This window comes from Leifsonia sp. AK011, from assembly GCF_013410945.1.
Taxonomy (GTDB): domain Bacteria; phylum Actinomycetota; class Actinomycetes; order Actinomycetales; family Microbacteriaceae; genus Rhodoglobus.
Genome location: NZ_JACCCH010000001.1, coordinates 988,579 through 1,007,279, shown reverse-complemented (window position 1 = coordinate 1,007,279; position 18,701 = coordinate 988,579). Strand labels below are relative to the sequence as shown.

Genomic DNA, 18,701 nt, shown 5'->3' with positions numbered 1-18,701 from the left:
GTAGACTTCTGAGGGTGCTGGACCTTCTCCCAGCGACGCTGAGCTGCGGGGAGTGAACGATGAGGCGCACGACGGTACGTGGCTGGGGCATGCTTGCGGTGCCCGTGATGGTCGCCGTAGGCCTGCTGGTGGCACCCGCCCCGGCCCAGGCCTACGGGCCGGGCACCGCAATCGCCACCGGTGAGCTCAGCCAACAGGTCGTCTTCAGCCACGACGGCACCACGGCGTGGGTGTCCAACCGTCTGAGTGGAACCGTCTCGGTCATCGACGTGGCCTCTGGCACCGAGACCCACGAGATCGTCGTCGGGGATGAACCACACGGGATCGCCATCTCCCCCGACGATTCTGAGGTCTGGGTGGCTCTCCTGGCGTCGCCGACGGCCACCGATCTCGTGGTCATCGACACGGCCGATCTCAGCACGACCCCCATCAGCTCCGGGGGAAACGGCGCCTGGATCGTGATCTTCGACGCAGCCGGCGATTTCGCCTACGTGAGCAACTACCACACGAACAACGTGGCGAAGATCAGCACGAGCACGCGTGCGGTCGTGGACAGCGTCACTATGGGATTCGCCTTTCCGATCGGTCTCGAACTGAGCGCCAACGGCCAGACCCTGTACGTGGCGCAGTCGGCCATGAACCGAATCGCGCGGCTCTCGACGAGCTCACTCGATCCCGTCGGAGCTCCGATCGCCCTCCCCGCGCGCCCGGGACTGCTCAAGCTGACACCGGACGGCTCTCAGCTCTGGGCTACAACCAACGCAGGTCAGATCTCGGTCGTCTCCACGTCAACCCATTCCATCGTTCGCTACATCGATTCGGGCTGGGATTCGGTCGGCCTCGCATTCGACAGCGAGGGTTTTGCGTGGGTTACGGCCGACGGCACCAAGTGGGTGCGGCGAGTCAACCCAGCGACGGGCGACTACCAGACGATCACCTACCTCGACGACGCGCCGATGGGCGTCGCAGCGCATCCGACGAAGCGCCTGGTCTACGTGACGGCCGGGAACAGCGTCCTGCCCTTCGATCTGGGGGTCTCGCGACTTGCTGGGCCCGACCGCTACGCGACAGCCGTGGAGATATCCCAGAGCGCCTTCCCGTCGGGCGCGAGCACCGTGTACATCGCGACAGGAGCCAACTATCCGGATGCGCTCGCGGCGGGTCCCGTCGCAGCGAGGGTGGATGCCCCGATCCTGCTGACCCGCGGGGAGGAGCTTCCCGCCGTCGTCGCCGAGGAACTCGTGCGACTCGACCCCGACAACATCGTCGTCATCGGCGGTCCGACCACCGTCTCACCGGACGTGGAGAGCGCGCTTGCCGCCTTCGGCAGTGTCACTCGCATCGCCGGTGCGAATCGCTTCGAGACGGCTCGCATGCTCGTGGCATCCGTCGATTTCACCTACACGTGGGAGGCGTACATCGCCACCGGCCAGAACTTCCCCGATGCCCTCTCCGGAGGTGCTGCCGCGGGAGTGCAGAGGCTCCCCCTGCTGCTGGTCAACGGTTCGGCTGGCTCGGTGGATGCTGCGACCCTCGATCTCCTGAAGTGGATGGGCGCGCAGAAGGTGACCATTCTCGGCAGCACGAGCAGCGTCTCGGCGGGCATTGCGACGTCGCTCTCCCAAGCCGGCCTCGAAGTCGCCCGCGAGGGTGGTGCCGACCGCTATGAGACGTCACTCCTGATCAACCAGAACAGTCAGTCAACCGGTGAGACAGTCGTGCTCGCCACGGGAACCAACTTCCCTGATGCCCTGGCTGGTACGCCCCTGGCTTCAGCGCTCAGCGCGCCGCTGTTCGTCGTGCGATCGGACTGCCTGCCGAGAGCGGTGCTCGACCAGTTCGACCGCGGTGGCACACGAAGGGTGATCCTCCTCGGGGGTGAGCCGACCCTCAGCGTCGCGGTAGAGGACCTCACGCCCTGCCCGTAGTGAGCTACGCCTCGAAGCGGTAGCCGAGCCCGCGCACGGTGACGAGCATCGTCGGCTCGGATGGCACCTTCTCGATCTTCGAGCGGATGCGCTTGATGTGCACGTCGAGAGTCTTCGTGTCACCGAAGTAGTCGGAGCCCCACACCCGGTCGATCAGCTGTCCTCGTGTGAGAACACGACCGGTGTTGCGCAGGAGCAGCTCGAGCAGTTCGAACTCCTTGAGGGGCATCGCGACATCCTTGCCGTCCACCGACACGGCGTGACGCTCCACGTCCATGCGCACGGTTCCGGCCTCGAGCACGAGATTGTCGTCGACGTCCGCGTCGGTGCGACGACGAAGTACCGCCCGGATGCGGGCGAGCAGCTCGCGGGTCGAGTACGGCTTGGTGACGTAGTCATCCGCCCCCAGCTCGAGACCCACAACGATGTCCACCTCGCTGTCCTTGGCGGTGAGCATGATGATGGGCACGCTCGAGACGGCACGGATCTCCCGGCACACCTCGGTTCCCGGCAGTCCGGGCAGCATGAGGTCGAGCAGCACGAGGTCGGCCCCTGCTCGACCGAACTCGGCGAGCGCTGCCGGCCCGTCCGGTGCGATGGCCGTCTCGTAGCCCTCACGCTCCAGGAGGAAGGCGAGGGGTTCGCTCAACGAGGACTCGTCCTCGACGATCAGAATGCGGGTCATGGTTATGCTCCCAGGGCTGCACCCGGGGCGCTGTTCGCCTCGGGAAGTCGGATGGTGAAAGTGGAACCCTTGCCGGTCTGCGACCAGACACGGATGTCGCCACCGTGGTTCTGAATGACGTGCTTGACGATCGACAGACCGAGGCCGGTTCCGCCCGTGTTGCGGCTGCGCGCCGGATCGCTGCGGAAGAAACGCTCGAAGACGCGGTCGAGTTCATCTTCTGGGATGCCGACACCCTGGTCGGTCACGGCAACCTCCACGATGCCGTCACCCTGGCTCACACCGATGCCGATACGCGAGCCGTCCGGTGAGTACTGGATCGCGTTCGCGATGAGGTTGTGCAGGGCAGTCACGAGAAGAGCCTCATCGCCGTAGACCTCGGCGTGCCGATCGCCGCCGCTGACAAGAGCGATGTTTCGTGCATCCGCCACGACCCTGTTCTGGTCGACGGCCACAGCGACGAGCTGGTCGACGTCGACCACATCCGCACGGGTGAGGGCGTCGGCTGCCTGCAGGCGGGAGAGTTCGATGATCTCCTGCGTGATGTGGCCGAGGCGCTCCGCCTCCTTGGTGAGGCGCTTGGCGAAACGCTTGACCTGGTCCGGCTCGTCGGAGGCACTGACAAGGGCCTCCGCGAGCAGTCCGATTGCGCCGATCGGCGTCTTGAGCTCGTGGCTGATGTTGGCGACGAAGTCGCGGCGCACCTCGTCGAGACGGTACGACTCCGTGCGATCCTCGGCGAGAAGGAGTATGTAGCGGGTGCCGAGGCGAGCAACACGGACGAAGAGGTAGATCGCGGCATCCCCGAAGGGTCCACGCGAGAGGTGCAGCTCCTCGGTGAGGGGTTCACCCGTCTTGCGAACCTTGTCGACAAGAGCGACGAGCTCGGGATGCACGAGCGCATGGTTCCACACGAGGCCGAACGCCATCGCACCAGGGGAAGCCTTCACGACGTTGTTCGACGGGTCGATCACGACACCGGCGGACTCGAGAGCCTCGATCACCTGGTCGACGCCGTCGGGCACCGTTGCGGTCGCCACCTGGATGGCGCGATGGCCGCGCCTGGCCGAGACGAGGATGATGCCGAAGACTCCGGCGCCCAAGAGCACGCCGAATGCCAGAGCGGCTGGCACCAGCCACGCGGAGTCCATAGCGACTAGATTAGTTACATCCAGCAGTGCTGCGAGGGGTGTTTGTTCACCTGACGGAGCACTTTGGGTGATGTTCAGGCCATGGGCACCAACCGTTAACCTGAGGCGGGCAGGGTGGGCCTGAACCGTGCGGGCTTCGTCGTGTCCGTCGCGAAGGGACTAACGTGCGCGAAGTATTCCAGCAGGAACTGCGAGAAGTGCAGGACCGGCTTGTCGAGATCTCGACCCTTGTGGCCACCTCCATCGAGAACGCCACGCGAGCCTTCAACGAGTCGAATGTGTCGCTCGCTGAAGCAGTGATCGCGGACGACGACCAGATCGACGCGGCAGCGGCCGAGCTCGACGAGCTCGCCATCAACATCCTTGCTCGCCAGCAGCCGGTGGCCCGCGATCTTCGTATCGTCGTCTCCGCTCTTCGCATCTCCGCTTCTCTCGAGCGCATGGGCGACATGTCGGAGCACATCGCGCAGCTGGCGCGGTACCGCTTCCCGGACAAGGTCGTTCCGAAGTCGCTTCGCCCGACCTTCGCCGAGATGGGTGCGCTCGACGTGCAGATCGCGAAGAAGCTCGTCGAGCTGCTCAAGACGGAGGACCTCAAGATCGCCGAGGACATCCGCAACGAGGACGACAAGATCGACGCTCTTCACCTCTCGGTCTTCGACAAGGTGCTCGGCGAGACCTGGAAGGGTGCCGCCGTCGACACGGTGGATGCCACTCTTGCTTCGCGCTACCACGAGCGCTTCGCCGACCACGCCGTCTCGATCGCCAAGAAGGTTCAGTACCTGGCAACCGGCGACTGGATCCCGGCGGACTAGTCCTCGCGACCTCGTGTCTCGTTGGTGAGGTTTCGAGACGCTCGCTTCGCGAGCTCCTCAACCCACAGAGACTTGCAGGTTGAGTAGCCGCGGCGCAGCCCGGCGTCATCGAAACCTCACCCACGCGGTACCGTAGGCCCGTGGCATCCGAACCCGAACTCGACGCTCTTCAGCGCGCTGCGGAACAGCGTCTCTTCGAGGTCTACGGCCTGAGCTACACGGAGCGCTTCGTCGAGGCTGTCGGCACGAGCATCCGCGTCGTCGAGGTCGCTGGTGACCCCTCCAAGACGCCGGTTCTTCTCCTCCACGGAATTGCCGCCGTGACCGCTGCAGCTGTGCCTCTTATTCCCGCTTTCGACGGTGCGCCGGTAATCGCCATCGACTGGCCAGGGCACGGGCTGTCCGGTCCGTTCCCCTTCACGCGTCACACCGATCTGCGCGCGTTCGCGGTCGAGATCATCGACACAGTTATGGCGGATGTCACGGAGCCCTTCGACATCGTCGCCCACTCGCTCGGCGGCCAGTTCGCGCTCTACTACTGCCTCACGCGCCAGGAGCGGGTGCAGCGGCTCGTTCTGCTTGGTGCGCCTGGCGCTGCCTTCCCCGAGCTCAAGCCGCCGGCGAGCATGCGGCTTCTTGCCTTCCCGGGGTTTGGTGCCGGCATCCTCTCTCGCGTCGTTCCGCTCGAGCAGTATCGTGCGAACAGTGGGATGACCCTCGGCAAGGGGACTGTGGACGCGTGGCCCGTCGAGCTTGTGGAGGTGGGCTGGTACGCGTCGCAACGCAAGGCCTTCGCCGAGACGCTTCCAGGTTTGTTCAGCTCCATTGCTTCGGTGTTCGGGGTTCGGAGGTCGGCTGTCATCAGTCACGCGGAGCTTGCGACGATCACCATCCCCGTACTGCTCGTGTGGGGAACGGAGGACGTGTTCATGTCGCCTGAGACGGGTCGTCCATCGTGGTCGCGGATGCCGCGTGCCCAGCTCGTGGAACTGCGGGACGCCAACCATGCCCCCTGGCTGAACAAGCCCGATGAGGCGGCGGCTGCGGTGCGTGCGTTCCTCACCCCGCCGGCTTCATCGCAGGTTGAGTAGCGCTGGAGCTAAAAGCGAAGGCCATTTCTGGCCTTCGCCGCGACGCCAGCGCTGACGGCCGTCTCGGCCGTCAGGTTCCGCGGCGAAGCCCGGCGTTATCGAAACCCGGTGGGTTGAGTAGCCGCGGCGAAGCCCGGCGTTATCGAAACCTCACCAACGAACAACACCGGTCACGTAGGTGAGGTTTCGATAACGGCCGCTTCGCGGGCCTACTCAACCAGCGGGGTTTCCGCCGCTTCGCGGGCCTACTCAACCAGCAGGGTTTCGGCCGCTTCGCGGGCCTACTCAACCAGCGGGAGCGGACGCTCCGGTCCCAGCAGGCGCAGGAAGCGGCTCAGCTCGGCCACACCCTCGGGCTTGAGCGGGAGGTAGCGCGTGAGGCCCGGCGAGTAGAGCAGGTAGGCCGCCCACTGCGCCCGGGAGATCGCGACGTTGAGTCGGTTGCGGTTGATGATGAAGTCGATGCCCCGCGGCACGTCGTCAGCGCTCGATGCAGCAAGACTCACGATCGAGATCACCGCCTCCTGGCCCTGAAACTTGTCCACCGTGCCCACCCGAACGTCCGGGTAAAGCGCGTCGTCGAGGGCAGCACGAATGGTGTCGACCTGCGCGTTGTAGGGGGTTACGACGATGATGTCGGGCTGCGCGAGTGGTCGGGTCGCGGCATCCCCGTCGGTCCAGACGCGTCCGAGGTGCTCGGCGACGAGCAGTACAACTCGAGCTGCCTCCTCCGGGGAGTGCGTCGCATTGCCCTCGTGGTCGACCGGTACGGGATGCACGCCCGGTGCTATGTCGGCAAGGTGCCTCTCGGCCGCAACGGGGTGGCTGCGGAGTTGTCCGTTGTAGGCGAGCTGCGAGATGGGGCGGGCGACCGCGGCATCCATTCGTCTGCTCTGCTCGAGGAAGTAGCCGAATTCCTGGGGCAGGACTGCGTGATCCCCCGCGATGAACCCCAGTGCTGACTGGTCGACGGGCGCTGGATGGGTGCCCTGGCTCACCTGCGGCAGCTGCTGCGGGTCGCCAAGAAGTAGTAGTCGCTTCGCAGCGACGCTCACGGCAATCGTCGCCGCGAGCGAGAACTGCCCTGCCTCGTCGATCACGAGCAGGTCGAGCTGCTCGCGCCTGAACCGTTTGGGGTTCGTAAAGTCCCACGAGCTTCCGCCGATCACGTAGCCCTGACGTGCCGCGGCGAAGGCGAGCTGCTGGTCTTTGGCAATCGTCGTGAAGAACTCGTCGGAGTAGTCGCTGCCCTCCCCCGGCGCCTTTCCCACGAGGTACGGGTCGAGCCCGATCTCGGGCGAGACGAGCTTGCGCAGCACGTTCTCCACGACCTTGTGGGACTGTGCGACCACTCCGATGCGCCACTGGTGCTTCTCGACGAGCTCCTTGATGACGGATGCCGCGAGGTGGGTCTTGCCCGTACCCGGCGGGCCCTGCACCGCGAGGTAGCTGGCCTCCACGATGCTCTCGGCAACAGTCCGCGGACTCTCGATCGCTGGCTGTCGCCACAGGATGTCGGCGATCGCCGAGCCGTCCGGACCGTTCACCGACAACCGCGAGGCCACCTCCTCGATGGCGGACTTGAGGTTGTTGGTTCGTGGTGGTGACCCGGGAGCGACCGCGATGGGGAGTTCGGCCCAGGTGTCTTGTGTGGCTGGGCAGCGCTCGACCAGGGTCACCGTTCCGTCGTCCTCAGTAACCAGTTCGTTTGCCCCCACCGCGAGGCGATAGCCGTCGGGTGTTCGCGGGTCGGCATAGGGGGCTGGGGCGTCGTAGATGGTGAAGGCTTCGCGGCCGGAACCGCGGCTGCCCGGTGACCACGCACCCGTCAACGAGAGCGTTCGCCGCGGGCTCGTGCTGCGGGGCCCCTCGAGCTGCCAGTCACTCGCGACCTCGGCGCGCTCCACGATGAAGACGTCCCGGTCGTTCTCCCACTCGTCCACCGGGTACTCGAGGCGCGCGTAGTGCGCCCACCAGAAGCTCTTCTCCTCCCGCCGGTAGTAGTCGACGGCCGCTGAGGCGAGGTCGTAGGCGGTGGCTCCCGTGAGGTCGCCATTGTGTCGGGCTGAGATGGCCCGCTCAGCCAGCGAATCGGCGAGCGGGCTCGGTTCGAAAGGGGCGCGATCGAGCACCTCGCTCGCCTGCCCGGGCAGTACGCCGCGTTCCTCGCCCAGACCGAGGAGCCAGTCGTGCAGCCTCAGGGTGGAGACGCAGTCGTAGCGGTTGTAGTCGGCGATGTCGTCGAGGATTCGGGATGCTGCATCCGCATTGCCCACCAGCAGCTCCTCCTGGGCGGAGTTGTACTGGACTATCGAGTCGACTGCTGTACTGACTCCATCGTCGGCTCGGAGTTCGTCGCCCATGTAGAGGGGTTCGAGCTTCTTGATCGAGTACGAGCGGCCGCCGACCCGCACCGTCTTCTTGACGACCGGGTAGAGGTCAACGAGAACTCCCTCTCGGAGTAGATCGTCGACGATGTGCTCGCCGATGCCGTGCCGTGCGGCGAGACTCAGCAGGTGCGTTCGCTCGTACGAGGCGTAGTGGTACACGTGCATGCCGGGGTACTGGGCTCGGCGTTCGACGAGCTGCTCGAGGAAGGTCTGCAGCGCTACCTTCTCCTCGGCGAGGTCGTGCGCCCAGATCGGGGTGAACTGCTCGTCGCGATCCACCCAGCCGAAGAGGTAGTCGATGCCCCAGATCGTCTCTCCGTCGCGGCGCTCGCTGTAGAGCGGGTCGCCCTCGAAGTCGAAGAAGATGTCCCCTGCATTCGGCTCGGGAAGATCGGCGATGGGTCGCGTGTCGAAGACGACGAAGGGGGGTGGCTCGCCCTCCGTTGCGCCCAGCTGGAGTGCGGCCTGCGTTCGTAGCGCCTCAAATGTTCGTTGCGGGATGCCCGACTCGTTGTCGTGTGCGGCTGCGAGTTGCTCGATCGTCTCGATGCCCGCGGCACGCAGCTTCGCCCGTTGTGTGAGGCGGAGCCCTGCCGTCAGGAGCACGTCGCGGCTCTCCGCTGCGAGTGGTTCGCAGATCTCGCAGCGTCCGTCGATCGCGTATCGTTCGTCACCCCAACGCACATAGTCGGGGTCGGCGAGGCGTTCGCTGGCGATCTCGACGAGTCGTGCTCTTCTTGCTGCATACACCGGGGCGATGTCGGCGATGTTGTGGGCGGAATGCTCGTCGGTCCCGAGGATCAGTTCGACCGTGTCATCCACCGGGATTCCGAGGCGTGCGATCTGCTCGTGGTACGCCGCGAGTTGCAGGAGTGCCGGCACCTTCACGCTGCGGGCGAGTTTCGTGTCCTGTACTCGGTAGCGGCCGTCCGGTTGGCGCACGAGAAAGTCTGCGAAACCGATGAGTGGTGTTGGTCCGTCATCGAAGAAGGTCGCCTGGAAGACGACGGATGCACCCGCCCGAAGCGCTTCTGCTGTGGCATCCGCTGCCGCCCTGAGCCCGTCGCGGCTGATCGCCGGACGTTCCAGTTCTACGACCCCCTCGCCGTAGCGAGAGCGGTACAGGGCGAGGTGACGGTTCTCGTGGACGTCGCCGAGGTCGGCCGCACGCTGCTCGATGGGATCGCGTTCGACCTTCTCGAGGCGGACCTTGCCGAGCTTGGCATCCAGTTGGAGTGCGAAAGCGAACTCGCATCGAGATGCGAGGCTGAGATCGCTGGGCGAGGTGACGAGGGTTCCGTCGAGCAGAAACACGCACCCTCCCCTGCTAACTGGCCTGCGGCAAGGCTAGCGGGATCGTACGACACGTAGCCCCAAGACGAACGTCGCCGACCGAGCGTGCTCTCCTACGCTCGGTCGGCGACGTGTCTGCGTCAGCCTGTGCTTGCTACCTCAGTGCTAGCTCTTCGCTGCCAGGCGACGACGGGTGACCACGAGTGCGCCACCGAGCAGCAGGATGAGTGCTGCTCCGAGGGCGATGCCCGGGGCCGTTTCAGAACCGGTCGCTGCGAGCGACGCGGCAGGTGTGACTCCCGGCGTACCTGCTGTCGGGAAGGTGAACGTCCACTCGGTGGTGGCGCCTTCTGCAATCACGTAGCCGACGATGGCCTGAGCTGTAATCGTCACGGTTCCGGCGCCGGTGTAGCTGCCGGCTGCAAGCACCTCGCCGTCGTGCACGTACTCGACGCCCTCGGTGCTCGGAATGTGGACGGTCGTGCCGTCGAAGGTGACGGGAGCGGGCGTTACCTCGGTCCACGGCCCTGCGGGCAGACCCGTCAGGTACTCGAAGCCCTCGGTCGCGAAGCTGTTGCCGTCGGCAGCGAAGTCGTACTCCATCACGTAGTAGGCGATTCCGGCAGCCTTGGCGGAAGCCAGAATGTCCTGCAGCGGCACGTCACCCTCGCCGAGGTTGACGAACGTGGGGTTGCCCGAGCCACCCAGGTTGACGGCGTCCTTGATGTGCAGCAGCTGGATACGGTCCGCGTACTCGGTGATGAGGGCAGCAACATCCACGCCAGCGTGTGTTGCCCATCCGACGTCGAGCTGGAAGGTAACGAGGTCGGGGTTGGTCTCGGCGACGAGGATCTCCCACGCTGGCGTCATCACGCCGTTGTAGTCGTACATCGTCGTGAACTCGCGAGCGTGGTTGTGGCCGAAGAACTTGCCGACACCGGCGTCGACCGAACGCTGTCCCAGACGATTCATGGTCGCGGCTGTCTCGAGCACGTCGGCGAGGCTGTTGATGCCGGGGGAAGCGAATCCGCCAGAGCCCGAGAACTCCTGGCCGAGAGTCTTTTCGAAGAGGAGCGTGCTGTCGTAGGTGGCCTCGTCGACGTTGTAGTGCGAACTCGGAATGCTCAGACCCTTGCTGTCAGTCATGGCACGGAACTCCGCGGCGGTGTAGCCGGTGAAGTTCGAGCCGAACGGCTCGATGTTCTTGAGCCCGATTTCGCTGAGGCGGTCGAGTACGACAGGAAGGGTGTCGGCGTTCACCCACGGGATGAGGGAGAACATCTGGATCGACACCTGCTCTGCGGGAATGAGAACCCGGTCCCCCTCGTCAGCAGCCGAGGCTGCCGTTGCTGCCTGTGGGACCAGCAGAGCGGCGACCGCTCCTGCGACCATCGCCGCGGTGAGTCGTCTACGTATCACTGTGTGCACTTCCTTCGTCATTGAACGTTGTGGCTCGAAGTTCGATGCAGACGCACCGATTACCCCCCGAACGGAGGCCACTCAAGGCCTCTTATGTTCGAGGGTAGGCAGGCATTCAGCACCCTGTCAACAAAAGATGCGATGCGTGAAGCACTTATGGACGCAAGTTTCGTCTGATCAAGTGTCGTTCTGGAAGTTCCAGAACTCGTCACCCCACAGCTCATCACCCTACAAAGAGTGCGGGGCCGACCGGATTCCCTGTCGGCCCCGCACCGTTACATCACGCGCACGGCGTGAGGGCGAAGACGTTCTCGCTCAGTGACGGCGTTCCACCGAGCAGGACGACCTCGCTGACCCCGAGAGCGATGAGGTCATCGAGCACCCCCTGCGGCACACAGTCCTGGCGGACCGTGAACAGCGGCGCACCCTCCGAGCCGGCCCAGGCCGAACCCGCGAGCGCGTCAGGGAAGTTCTCACCGGTCGAGAGGAACGCTCGGTCGGCCGAGTCGAACGCGTCGGCGTTGATCACTCGCGCCGTCTGGAACCGGTTGGCGCCGGCGAGACGAACCGAGTTGGTGACCTCATTCGCGTCCTCGAAGATGCCCTCCGAGATCGAGTTCGTGTCACCGAGTACGCGGCTGTCGGTCGTGCCGAGCGAGTCGAGCAGCGCCCGAGTGGCCGAGTCGAGGGAGAAAGCCGATCCGTTCACGAGGATCACCGGGGCATCCTGCGCACCAGCGGCACCACCCGCGGCGAGCGCATCCGGGAACTTCGTGCCAGTCGCGAGGTAGGCCATCGACGCGCCGGCGTCACCGAACGCGTAATCGGCGACCATGCGGGATGTCTCGTACCGGTTGGCACCACCCAGTCGCGTGATCTCATCAGCCATCGTGTCGAGCTGGGCGTACACGTCGGCACTTACCGACGGCGTTCCTCCCACGACGACGATTCGCTGCGGAGCGAGTCGCTCGATCTCCGCGGCCACGAAGCCGGGAATCGCCGAAGGCTCAACGAGCAGCAGTGGACCACCCTCGAAGGCCGCAGCGGGGCCAGCGGACAGTGCGTCGGGGTACTTCGTGCCATCCGCGATGTAGACAACAGGCGCCGTGTCCGGGTACGACTGCTGCGAGATCTTCACGGCGGTGTCGTAGCGGTTCGCGCCAGCGATGCGACCCTTCGAGAGGTCAGCGATCGAGAAGGAGACGGCGATCGCCTCCGACTCGCGAGCGCCGAGACCCTGCACGACGCTCAGAGCGGCATCACCCGAGTGGAAGCCCGCGACCTCAACCGACCACGTGCCATCCTCGGCGACCATAGTGGATGCCACCTGCTCAGCCTTGGCGTCACGAACACGCACCTCGGCTCCTGCGAACCCGGTGCCCGAGATCTCGACCGAGTCGGTGTTCCACGAGAGCTCGCCAGTCGGAGCCTGCGTGACTGCAAGGCCCGTGAGGTCCGCGCGCTGCGTGAGCCACTGGTCGGGCGTGGTTGCGTGGTCGATGATGCGGGTTTCGCCGATGCATCCGTTCCAGCCGTTCTTGGCTGCGTTGTCGACCCAGTCTGCTCCGAGGATCCAGGGCATGTTGGGGTTCTCAGCGAGGCCGAGAGCGTTGACCGCGTTGCGCAGCACCGGGGCGCCGTCGACGTACATCGTGTAGGTGCTGTTGCTGGGATCCCCCACCACTGCGACGTGTGACCAGGCGCCCGTCATGATCTCGCCGGACCAGTTGGTCTTGTCACCCTTGGTCGGGTCACCGGGAACTGCAGTCCACTGGAACTCACGCAGGTTCGAGATACCGAGTGCTGTGGGCGATGCCGTCCAGTCCCACTGCGTGCGGGCGAACCCGGGGATCTGCGAACGGTTGCCCGTGTGCACAACTGCCTTCGACCAGCCGTTGGCCGTGGCATCCCAGTTCTCGTCCATCTTGACGAACGTCTCGATGGTGAAGCCGCCGGTGAGTGCCGAGTTGTTGACCGCCGCGTCTGCCGCTGTGCTCAAGTAGCTGAAACGGTTGGTGGTCTGGTTGGAGTCGGCGAAGCACACCGCAGCCCCATCGGACGAGTAGCCGTGTACGTCGTCGCTCTCCACGGTGACGTCGCCCCACGTGGAGCCGACCGCGTTGGTGGTCGCGGGGTCGACTCGGTGCATGTCGTTGTCGCCGTAGACGTCCGGGATCACGGTGTCGCCGTCAACAACACCATCGAGACCGTTGAAGCGCCAGTGCGCGAGGGTTCCGTCCACCTCCGGGTAGTCGAGCTCGTTGCCCGGGAACTCTGTCGTGATCGCGTCGGGGCCCTCGAACCCGTCGAGCAGGATGTCACGAGCCTTCTTCGTGAGCGAGGGGCTGTCCGCCGGACCCGCGGTGAACGTCGACGTGAAGCCGGCGAAACGCTCAGCGAAGTTGAACGGGATCGTGTACTTCTGCATCGAATTCTCGAGGAACGGCTGGTCGTAAGCGGTGAGCGTCTCCTGAGGCTTCCAGGTGACCCACGGCGACGCAGTCTGCACATCGATGAGGTTGTTGGTCAGGTCGAACTCGAAGAGACCGAGGTAACCGTTACCGCCCTCGTACGCCATCTGGTAGTCCATGAGGATCTCGTAGACGGGGTGGCCTGCATCGTTCGTCTTCACCAGCTGGGTGGCACCGTGGAAGTGACCGTTGAGCGTCATGAAGATCTGGTCGTTGCTGCGGATGAGCTTGTCCCAGAGTTCGAGGCCGTACTCCGTCTCGAGCGGCGAGATGCCGTCGGGTGCGATGTTGAGCAGGGAGTGGGTGGTGAGGATGACGGGAAGCGTCGGGTGAGCCGCCATCGCTGCATCCGCCCACGCCATCGTCGCGTCGGATGCACGCCACGGGAGAGCGAGCACCATGAACTGCTGGCCCTCGGCCTCGAAGATGTGGTACTGGCTGAAGCCCGTGGGATCGCTTCCCTCGTAGGTGGAGAGATTCTCTCGGCGGTTCACTCCGAACCACGTGAGGAACGGCTCGTTGGACAGGTTGTAGCTGGTGTCGTCGAGCTGGTCGTTGCTGTTACGCACGTCGTGGTTGCCAGCAAGAATCGAGTACGGCACGTTCGCGTTCTCGAGGTTCTTCATGGCTGTGTCTGCGGCCACCCATTCGTGATTGGTGCCGACGCGGTCGACGATGTCACCGAGGTGGGCGACGAAGGGGATGTCGAGGTCGTCTGCGTGGTCGGCGAGCCACTGCGTCTGCACCTCATAGGGGTCAGCGCCATAGCGAGGGTGGAACTGGTCGGGGGAATAGCGCGAGTAGAACTGCGTGTCGGGCAACACCGCGAAGGTGAAGCGCGACGCGAGATCTTCGTCTTCTGCGGCTGTTGCCGAGAGTGGTGTTGCGACGAGAGCGCCCGTCGCCACGGAGGCGACGAGAGCTGTGCCGAGGATCCGGCGGAAGCGATGCGACAAGGGCACGAGAAGGTCCTTAGGGGATCGAGGGTTTTGTACCCCGGAGCGGGGGACAAGCTCCAGCCTCCCCGCGCTCGGTGTCCGCAGGGTGAAGCGCTGGTTACCGTTGCAGGATGAAAGTACTTCCATTGCCTCTAGCTTGGAGAGGGCACCGTGTCCAGCCCTTCACGGATGCCCGTCCGCTGGTTTTACTGGGTTCATGTCCGACACGATCTCGTCAGCAGACCCCGACCCCATCCGTCGCTCCGCGCCGTCGGCCGGTGGCGAAGTGCCCGCCTCTTCGCAGGACTCGGACCCCAAGACTGCCGGCGGCGGACCGGTGTCGACACCGCCGCCGGCACCCACTCCCCCCGAGGGCGCTCCCGAGGACCCCACACCGCCTGATGCACCTGTCGGCGATGCCGCCGGTGAGGCGCTCCCGGATGGCGTGATTCCCGAGGTCGACGGCGGCCTCATCGAGACGGATGCCGCGATGGGTGGCGAGGACACCGTCGACGCCAACGACCTCCTCGACGACGGAGAAGTCGATCGCGGAGACTGACGATGTCGTGCAGCCCAGGCGTACCCTCGGACACATGACCGCGTACGTCTCGGCGTTCGAGTTGTTCTCCGTCGGTGTGGGGCCTTCGAGTTCTCATACCGTCGGTCCGATGCGCGCTGCGCTCGACTTCGCTGGGCGGGCGGTGGATGCTCGTCCCGCTCGCATCACCTGTGATCTCTACGGTTCGCTCGGCGCAACTGGTCTTGGTCACGGCACCCCCGATGCCATCGTTGCGGGGCTTCAAGGGCACGCTCCCGAGACCGTGGACCCTGCCGACGTCCGCGGGGTCTGGTCAGACTGGGTGGACGGGTCACCGCTCCTGCTTGATGGGCTGTGGCCGGTGACGTTTGCTCGGGGCGATGCGCAGTTGCAGCCTCGAGTTCGACTGCCGGGGCATCCGAATGCTCTCATGGTCACTGCTCTCGGGGCGGGTGGCGAGGTGCTCCTGCAGGAGACCTACTTCTCGATCGGGGGCGGGTTCATCCGTCGCGATGGTGAGCCGAGGGGTTCGGCGGTCGAGTACCCGATGGCGTACGGAACTGCGGTAAGTCTTCTTGCGCTGTGCTCTCTCGAGGGGGTCACTATCGCGGATGTCGCTCGTCGCAACGAGGAGTCCCGACGCTCTCCGGCCGAGGTGGATGGCGCGCTCGATGCGATCTGGCGTGCGATGGACGATTGCATTACTGCTGGCCTCCACGCGAGCGGCACTCTGCCGGGTGCGCTCGGTGTGCGTCGTCGCGCGGGTGCGATTCGGGAGCAGCTCGAGTCGGATGCCCGGACTGGCCGCGTTCTGCCTGGTGAGTGGCTCGCGACTTTCGCTCTTGCGGTGAACGAGGAGAACGCGTCGGGTGGTCGCGTTGTGACTGCTCCGACGAACGGTGCGGCTGGCATCCTTCCGGCGGTTGCGCGGTATTGGGCTCAGTTCGTGTGCCCGACGGATGACCCGGCCCCGGGTATGCGGGAGTTTCTTCTTACAGCGACTGCTCTCGGTTCTCTCTTCAAGGCGAACGCGTCGATTTCTGGTGCCGAGGGCGGCTGTCAGGCGGAGGTCGGTTCGGCGTGTGCGATGGCGGCTGGTGGTCTCACCGCTGTGATGGGTGGAACCCCCGAGCAGGTGGAGAACGCTGCGGAGATCGCTATTGAGCACCACCTTGGGTTGACGTGTGACCCGGTGGGTGGGCTGGTGCAGATTCCCTGCATTGAGCGGAATGCGATTGCAGCCTCGACTGCTGTTACTGCAGCTCGGCTTGCATTGCGTGGTGATGGTTCGCACTTTGTGTCGCTCGACACCGTTGTGGAGACCATGCGCCAGACGGGTGCGGACATGTCGACGAAGTACAAGGAGACGAGCGAGGGTGGGCTCGCAGTGAACGTCGTGGAGTGCTGAGTTGCGCGGCTAGGGCACGCTCAGATCAGCGAGCGGGGAACGAGACGTTGCGGATCGGCTTTGCCCGGATGGTCCGGCGGAGGCACGAGCCAGTACTCGCTTCCGCGTCGCTCGATCGTCCAGTGGTTGGCGTGTATCTCGACGTGGTGGAACTTGCAGAAGGGTATGGCGTTCTTGAGCGTCGTATTGTGGCCGTTCCAGGGCTCGGGATGGTGGATCTCGGTCATGCTCGGGGGTCGATCACAGCCGGGCATGGGGCATCCGTTCCACTGGGCGGCGAGCGCCACACGCTGTCGAGCCGAGTGCAGCCTGTGAGTGTTTCCTACGTCGATGGCCTTCGCTCCGGCGAAGAGGATGGGGATGATCCCGGAAACGCAGACGTGACGGGCGGCGGTCTCAGCGCTCACGAGTGCGGTCTGACCCTCGAAGTAGCCGGCACCCTCTCCGGTCTCGAGAGCCTCGAGCGGCACGTGCACACGCACGGCGGGTGAGCGGGTTCCGAAGAGCGACGCGGGGTCGATGTCCGTGCCGGATGCCCGCACTGCAAGCTCCACGATGTCGACGAGAGTGTCGACGGCGAGCTGCGGCGTGGTGCGCGTGTCCGCGACTAGCTCGTCGGCCCGCTCCTGCTCGTCGGGGTCGACGAATCGCGGCCCGCCGCGCCGCGGTGACAGCACGGTGTCGATGGCACCAGTGATGACGGCCGCCGATTCGGGGTCGAGGAGTGCGTTGAGTCGAGTCATCCCGTCGGGCTGCTGATGCCACGTGAGGCTCCGGCGCGAGCGGCGGTGCGCTTCGAGGTCAGCGATGTTCGCGGCCGCCAGTTGCTCACGGAGGATCCGGGCCGACTTGCCGACCGACTCGGGCGTTGCGGTGGCCGCGAGATCCACGAGCTGGTCTGCAGCATCGAGGAGGTCGTCGGCCGCGACATCCGCATCCGGTGTGCCGAGCCCTGTGGCGATGGCGGCCGCTGAGGCGACGGAGAGGGAACCGTCGGCGACGCCACTGCGCACGGGTGAGAGCCAGGGCGAGTCATCCCCCACCGAGGTCGCGACGGTCGCGAGCGCCCTGGCCTCCGCGAAGCTCACGCCCGTGAGCGCTTGGATGGCTTTCTCCGGGCTCGCCGCCCCGAGTCGCGCAGAGAGACCGGCATGGCCGAGCGAACTGTCAGAACGCCGCACGATCTCCGAGGTGATTGCGATGGTCACAGCATCCACCTGTCGGCGGGCGGCGGTAGCCTGCCGCTCCAGCTCGAGAAGTCGCTCGTCGGTGACGTGCGCGATGCCCTCCACGGCAGGCAGCGTCACGACGGACGGTGCGGCGGTCGAGGTGGTGGGCATGCAGCAAGTTTACCAAACATTAGAACTGGTGTTCTAATAATTTCTCCCTTGTGGAAAACTTCTCGGCGCAGTGCTTGAGTCCCCCGACATGCCGATTTCCAGGGTCCGCGCCATGGCCGCCGGGTCCGCGTCGGCAGCCTCAGCATCGACGCCCTGCTGGAACAGCAGTCCGTCGAGCATGGCGGTGATGATCGCGGCGTGGAGGTCGGCCTGGTCACCGGATTCCGGCAGTAGCCACTCCGCGATGCGCACTCGGAGCGCGGCAACGGAATCCGCGGTCTGCTCGCGAAGCGCGGCATCCCGAGTCGAGGCGAGAGCCGACTCGAACAGGAGGCGCACGGACTCGCCTTGGCGATCGAGGGCAGCGAGCCCGGCCAGGAGCGACGTCAGCCCTTCTGCACGCGTGGGGCTGGCGAGCATGGCCTCGACAGGCGGACCGAACACCTGCTCGGATGCACTAGCCGCGGCCGCGCGCAGCACGGCGCTCACCGACTCGAAGTGATAGTGAACCACCCCGGATCGCACGCCAGCCTCGGCCGCGAGAGCTCGCGCACTCACGCCTTCCCATCCGAGTCTCGGGATCAGTCGCCGTGCGGCCGCAATCAGGGCTTCGCGCGTCTCTCCTGCACCTGCCACTACTGAATCATGCCTCCCACTGCCACAACCACAACGATGCCGCCCACAACAAGGTCGGCGACTTCGAGCAGGAGCAGCGGCGAGCTCATCTCGTCGGGTGTGGCCGGGAAGATCTTCGCAAGGTCGAGAGCGAAGACGAGTACGTAGCCGACCCCGATCACAAGAGCCGCGATCGGTGCCCACGCAGCTCCAAGTATCGCGCCGCCAGCAACCACGAAACTCGCGATTCCGAGGGAGATGAGAAACAGGTTGAAACCCCAGAAGACCGCCCGGGGCAGGTGGGCAAACGAGCGTGTCTCCAGTGGGCCACCGGGCACCATGACGATGAGCAGGAGCACTGCCGCGACGAGAGTTGACGAGAGAAGGATGTCGTACATGGCAAGGTGCCTTTCTAAGTTTTGGACGTTCGTCCAAAACCAGTGTACGTGACCCGTGGTGCGCCATTCTCGACCAGAAGTGTGGAGCGTTCGGCTTCGAGTGTGTATGCTCGCAAGTCCGTGCCATCCGGCACATCCCGTTTCATGGAGGTAGAAGTGTTCGATATCGAGCGCAAAAGCGAGCAGGGGCGTCTGATCAACGCGCTCTATTCGCGTACCCT

The 18,701-nt window shown here is 65.2% G+C and carries 13 protein-coding genes; 5 read left to right on the top strand and 8 right to left on the bottom strand.

Going from position 1 to position 18,701, the window contains the following annotated elements; genetic code table 11:
- Nucleotides 1-59 precede the first annotated feature (59 nt).
- Entirely contained in the window at nt 60-1,928 is a 1,869-nt protein-coding gene (locus HDC94_RS04995) for a cell wall-binding repeat-containing protein (RefSeq protein WP_179495429.1), read from the top strand.
- A 4-nt stretch (nt 1,929-1,932) separates the two neighbouring features.
- Here the strand turns inward: HDC94_RS04995 and HDC94_RS04990 are convergent, their stop codons facing one another.
- Together HDC94_RS04990 and HDC94_RS04985 are read right to left on the bottom strand one after the other, a co-directional pair.
- On the bottom strand, nt 1,933-2,613 hold the full coding sequence (locus HDC94_RS04990) for a response regulator transcription factor (RefSeq protein WP_179495427.1): 681 nt from the start codon (nt 2,611-2,613) through the stop codon (nt 1,933-1,935).
- A 2-nt stretch (nt 2,614-2,615) separates the two neighbouring features.
- On the bottom strand, nt 2,616-3,764 hold the full coding sequence (locus HDC94_RS04985) for a cell wall metabolism sensor histidine kinase WalK (protein ID WP_179495425.1): 1,149 nt from the start codon (nt 3,762-3,764) through the stop codon (nt 2,616-2,618).
- Between the two features lie 164 nt (nt 3,765-3,928).
- On the opposite strand from HDC94_RS04985, the gene phoU reads away from it, so the two are divergent.
- Together phoU and HDC94_RS04975 are read left to right on the top strand one after the other, a co-directional pair.
- Nucleotides 3,929-4,579: a phosphate signaling complex protein PhoU gene (gene phoU / locus HDC94_RS04980; protein ID WP_179495422.1), complete on the top strand. Its 651-nt coding sequence runs from the start codon at nt 3,929-3,931 to the stop codon at nt 4,577-4,579.
- 140 nt (nt 4,580-4,719) lie between these two features.
- The gene (locus HDC94_RS04975) at nt 4,720-5,670 is read left to right on the top strand and encodes an alpha/beta fold hydrolase (RefSeq protein ID WP_179495420.1); all 951 of its coding nucleotides are present in this window, start codon (nt 4,720-4,722) and stop codon (nt 5,668-5,670) included.
- Nucleotides 5,671-5,951: 281 nt separating this feature from the next.
- On the opposite strand, the gene HDC94_RS04970 is transcribed toward HDC94_RS04975, so the two are convergent.
- The 3 genes from HDC94_RS04970 to HDC94_RS04960 form a co-directional block, all read right to left on the bottom strand.
- Nucleotides 5,952-9,374: a bifunctional RecB family nuclease/DEAD/DEAH box helicase gene (locus HDC94_RS04970; protein WP_179495419.1), complete on the bottom strand. Its 3,423-nt coding sequence runs from the start codon at nt 9,372-9,374 to the stop codon at nt 5,952-5,954.
- Between the two features lie 144 nt (nt 9,375-9,518).
- Nucleotides 9,519-10,772, bottom strand: a complete 1,254-nt coding sequence (locus HDC94_RS04965; protein WP_179495417.1) for a sugar phosphate isomerase/epimerase — start codon at nt 10,770-10,772, stop codon at nt 9,519-9,521.
- A 280-nt stretch (nt 10,773-11,052) separates the two neighbouring features.
- Nucleotides 11,053-14,205, bottom strand: coding sequence for a cell wall-binding repeat-containing protein (locus HDC94_RS04960; protein ID WP_218870452.1), 3,153 nt, complete (start codon nt 14,203-14,205; stop codon nt 11,053-11,055).
- A gap of 193 nt (nt 14,206-14,398) precedes the next feature.
- On the opposite strand from HDC94_RS04960, the gene HDC94_RS04955 reads away from it, so the two are divergent.
- Both HDC94_RS04955 and HDC94_RS04950 read left to right on the top strand, forming a co-directional pair.
- Nucleotides 14,399-14,740, top strand: a complete 342-nt coding sequence (locus tag HDC94_RS04955) for a hypothetical protein (protein WP_179495413.1) — start codon at nt 14,399-14,401, stop codon at nt 14,738-14,740.
- 34 nt (nt 14,741-14,774) lie between these two features.
- On the top strand, nt 14,775-16,127 hold the full coding sequence (locus HDC94_RS04950) for an L-serine ammonia-lyase (protein ID WP_179495411.1): 1,353 nt from the start codon (nt 14,775-14,777) through the stop codon (nt 16,125-16,127).
- Between the two features lie 20 nt (nt 16,128-16,147).
- Here HDC94_RS04950 and HDC94_RS04945 read toward each other — a convergent pair whose 3' ends face one another.
- Genes HDC94_RS04945 through HDC94_RS04935 form a run of 3 tightly spaced genes read right to left on the bottom strand, consistent with a single transcriptional unit; the run spans nt 16,148 to nt 18,480 of the window.
- Entirely contained in the window at nt 16,148-17,467 is a 1,320-nt protein-coding gene (locus tag HDC94_RS04945; RefSeq protein ID WP_179495409.1) for an HNH endonuclease signature motif containing protein, read from the bottom strand.
- A gap of 33 nt (nt 17,468-17,500) precedes the next feature.
- Complete coding sequence (locus tag HDC94_RS04940) at nt 17,501-18,103, bottom strand: TetR/AcrR family transcriptional regulator (protein ID WP_179495408.1); 603 nt, start codon at nt 18,101-18,103, stop codon at nt 17,501-17,503.
- On the bottom strand, nt 18,103-18,480 hold the full coding sequence (locus HDC94_RS04935) for a hypothetical protein (protein WP_179495407.1): 378 nt from the start codon (nt 18,478-18,480) through the stop codon (nt 18,103-18,105). Before HDC94_RS04935 ends, HDC94_RS04940 begins: the two co-directional genes overlap by 1 nt.
- Nucleotides 18,481-18,701: the final 221 nt, after the last annotated feature.

Coding starts and splice junctions, on each gene's coding strand:
- HDC94_RS04995 (WP_179495429.1), top strand. CDS start 60: ATGAGGCGCACGACGGTACGTGGCTGGGGCATGCTTGCGGTGCCCGTG.
- HDC94_RS04990 (WP_179495427.1), bottom strand. CDS start 2,613: ATGACCCGCATTCTGATCGTCGAGGACGAGTCCTCGTTGAGCGAACCC.
- HDC94_RS04985 (WP_179495425.1), bottom strand. CDS start 3,764: ATGGACTCCGCGTGGCTGGTGCCAGCCGCTCTGGCATTCGGCGTGCTC.
- HDC94_RS04955 (WP_179495413.1), top strand. CDS start 14,399: ATGTCCGACACGATCTCGTCAGCAGACCCCGACCCCATCCGTCGCTCC.
- HDC94_RS04950 (WP_179495411.1), top strand. CDS start 14,775: ATGACCGCGTACGTCTCGGCGTTCGAGTTGTTCTCCGTCGGTGTGGGG.
- HDC94_RS04945 (WP_179495409.1), bottom strand. CDS start 17,467: ATGCCCACCACCTCGACCGCCGCACCGTCCGTCGTGACGCTGCCTGCC.
- HDC94_RS04935 (WP_179495407.1), bottom strand. CDS start 18,480: ATGTACGACATCCTTCTCTCGTCAACTCTCGTCGCGGCAGTGCTCCTG.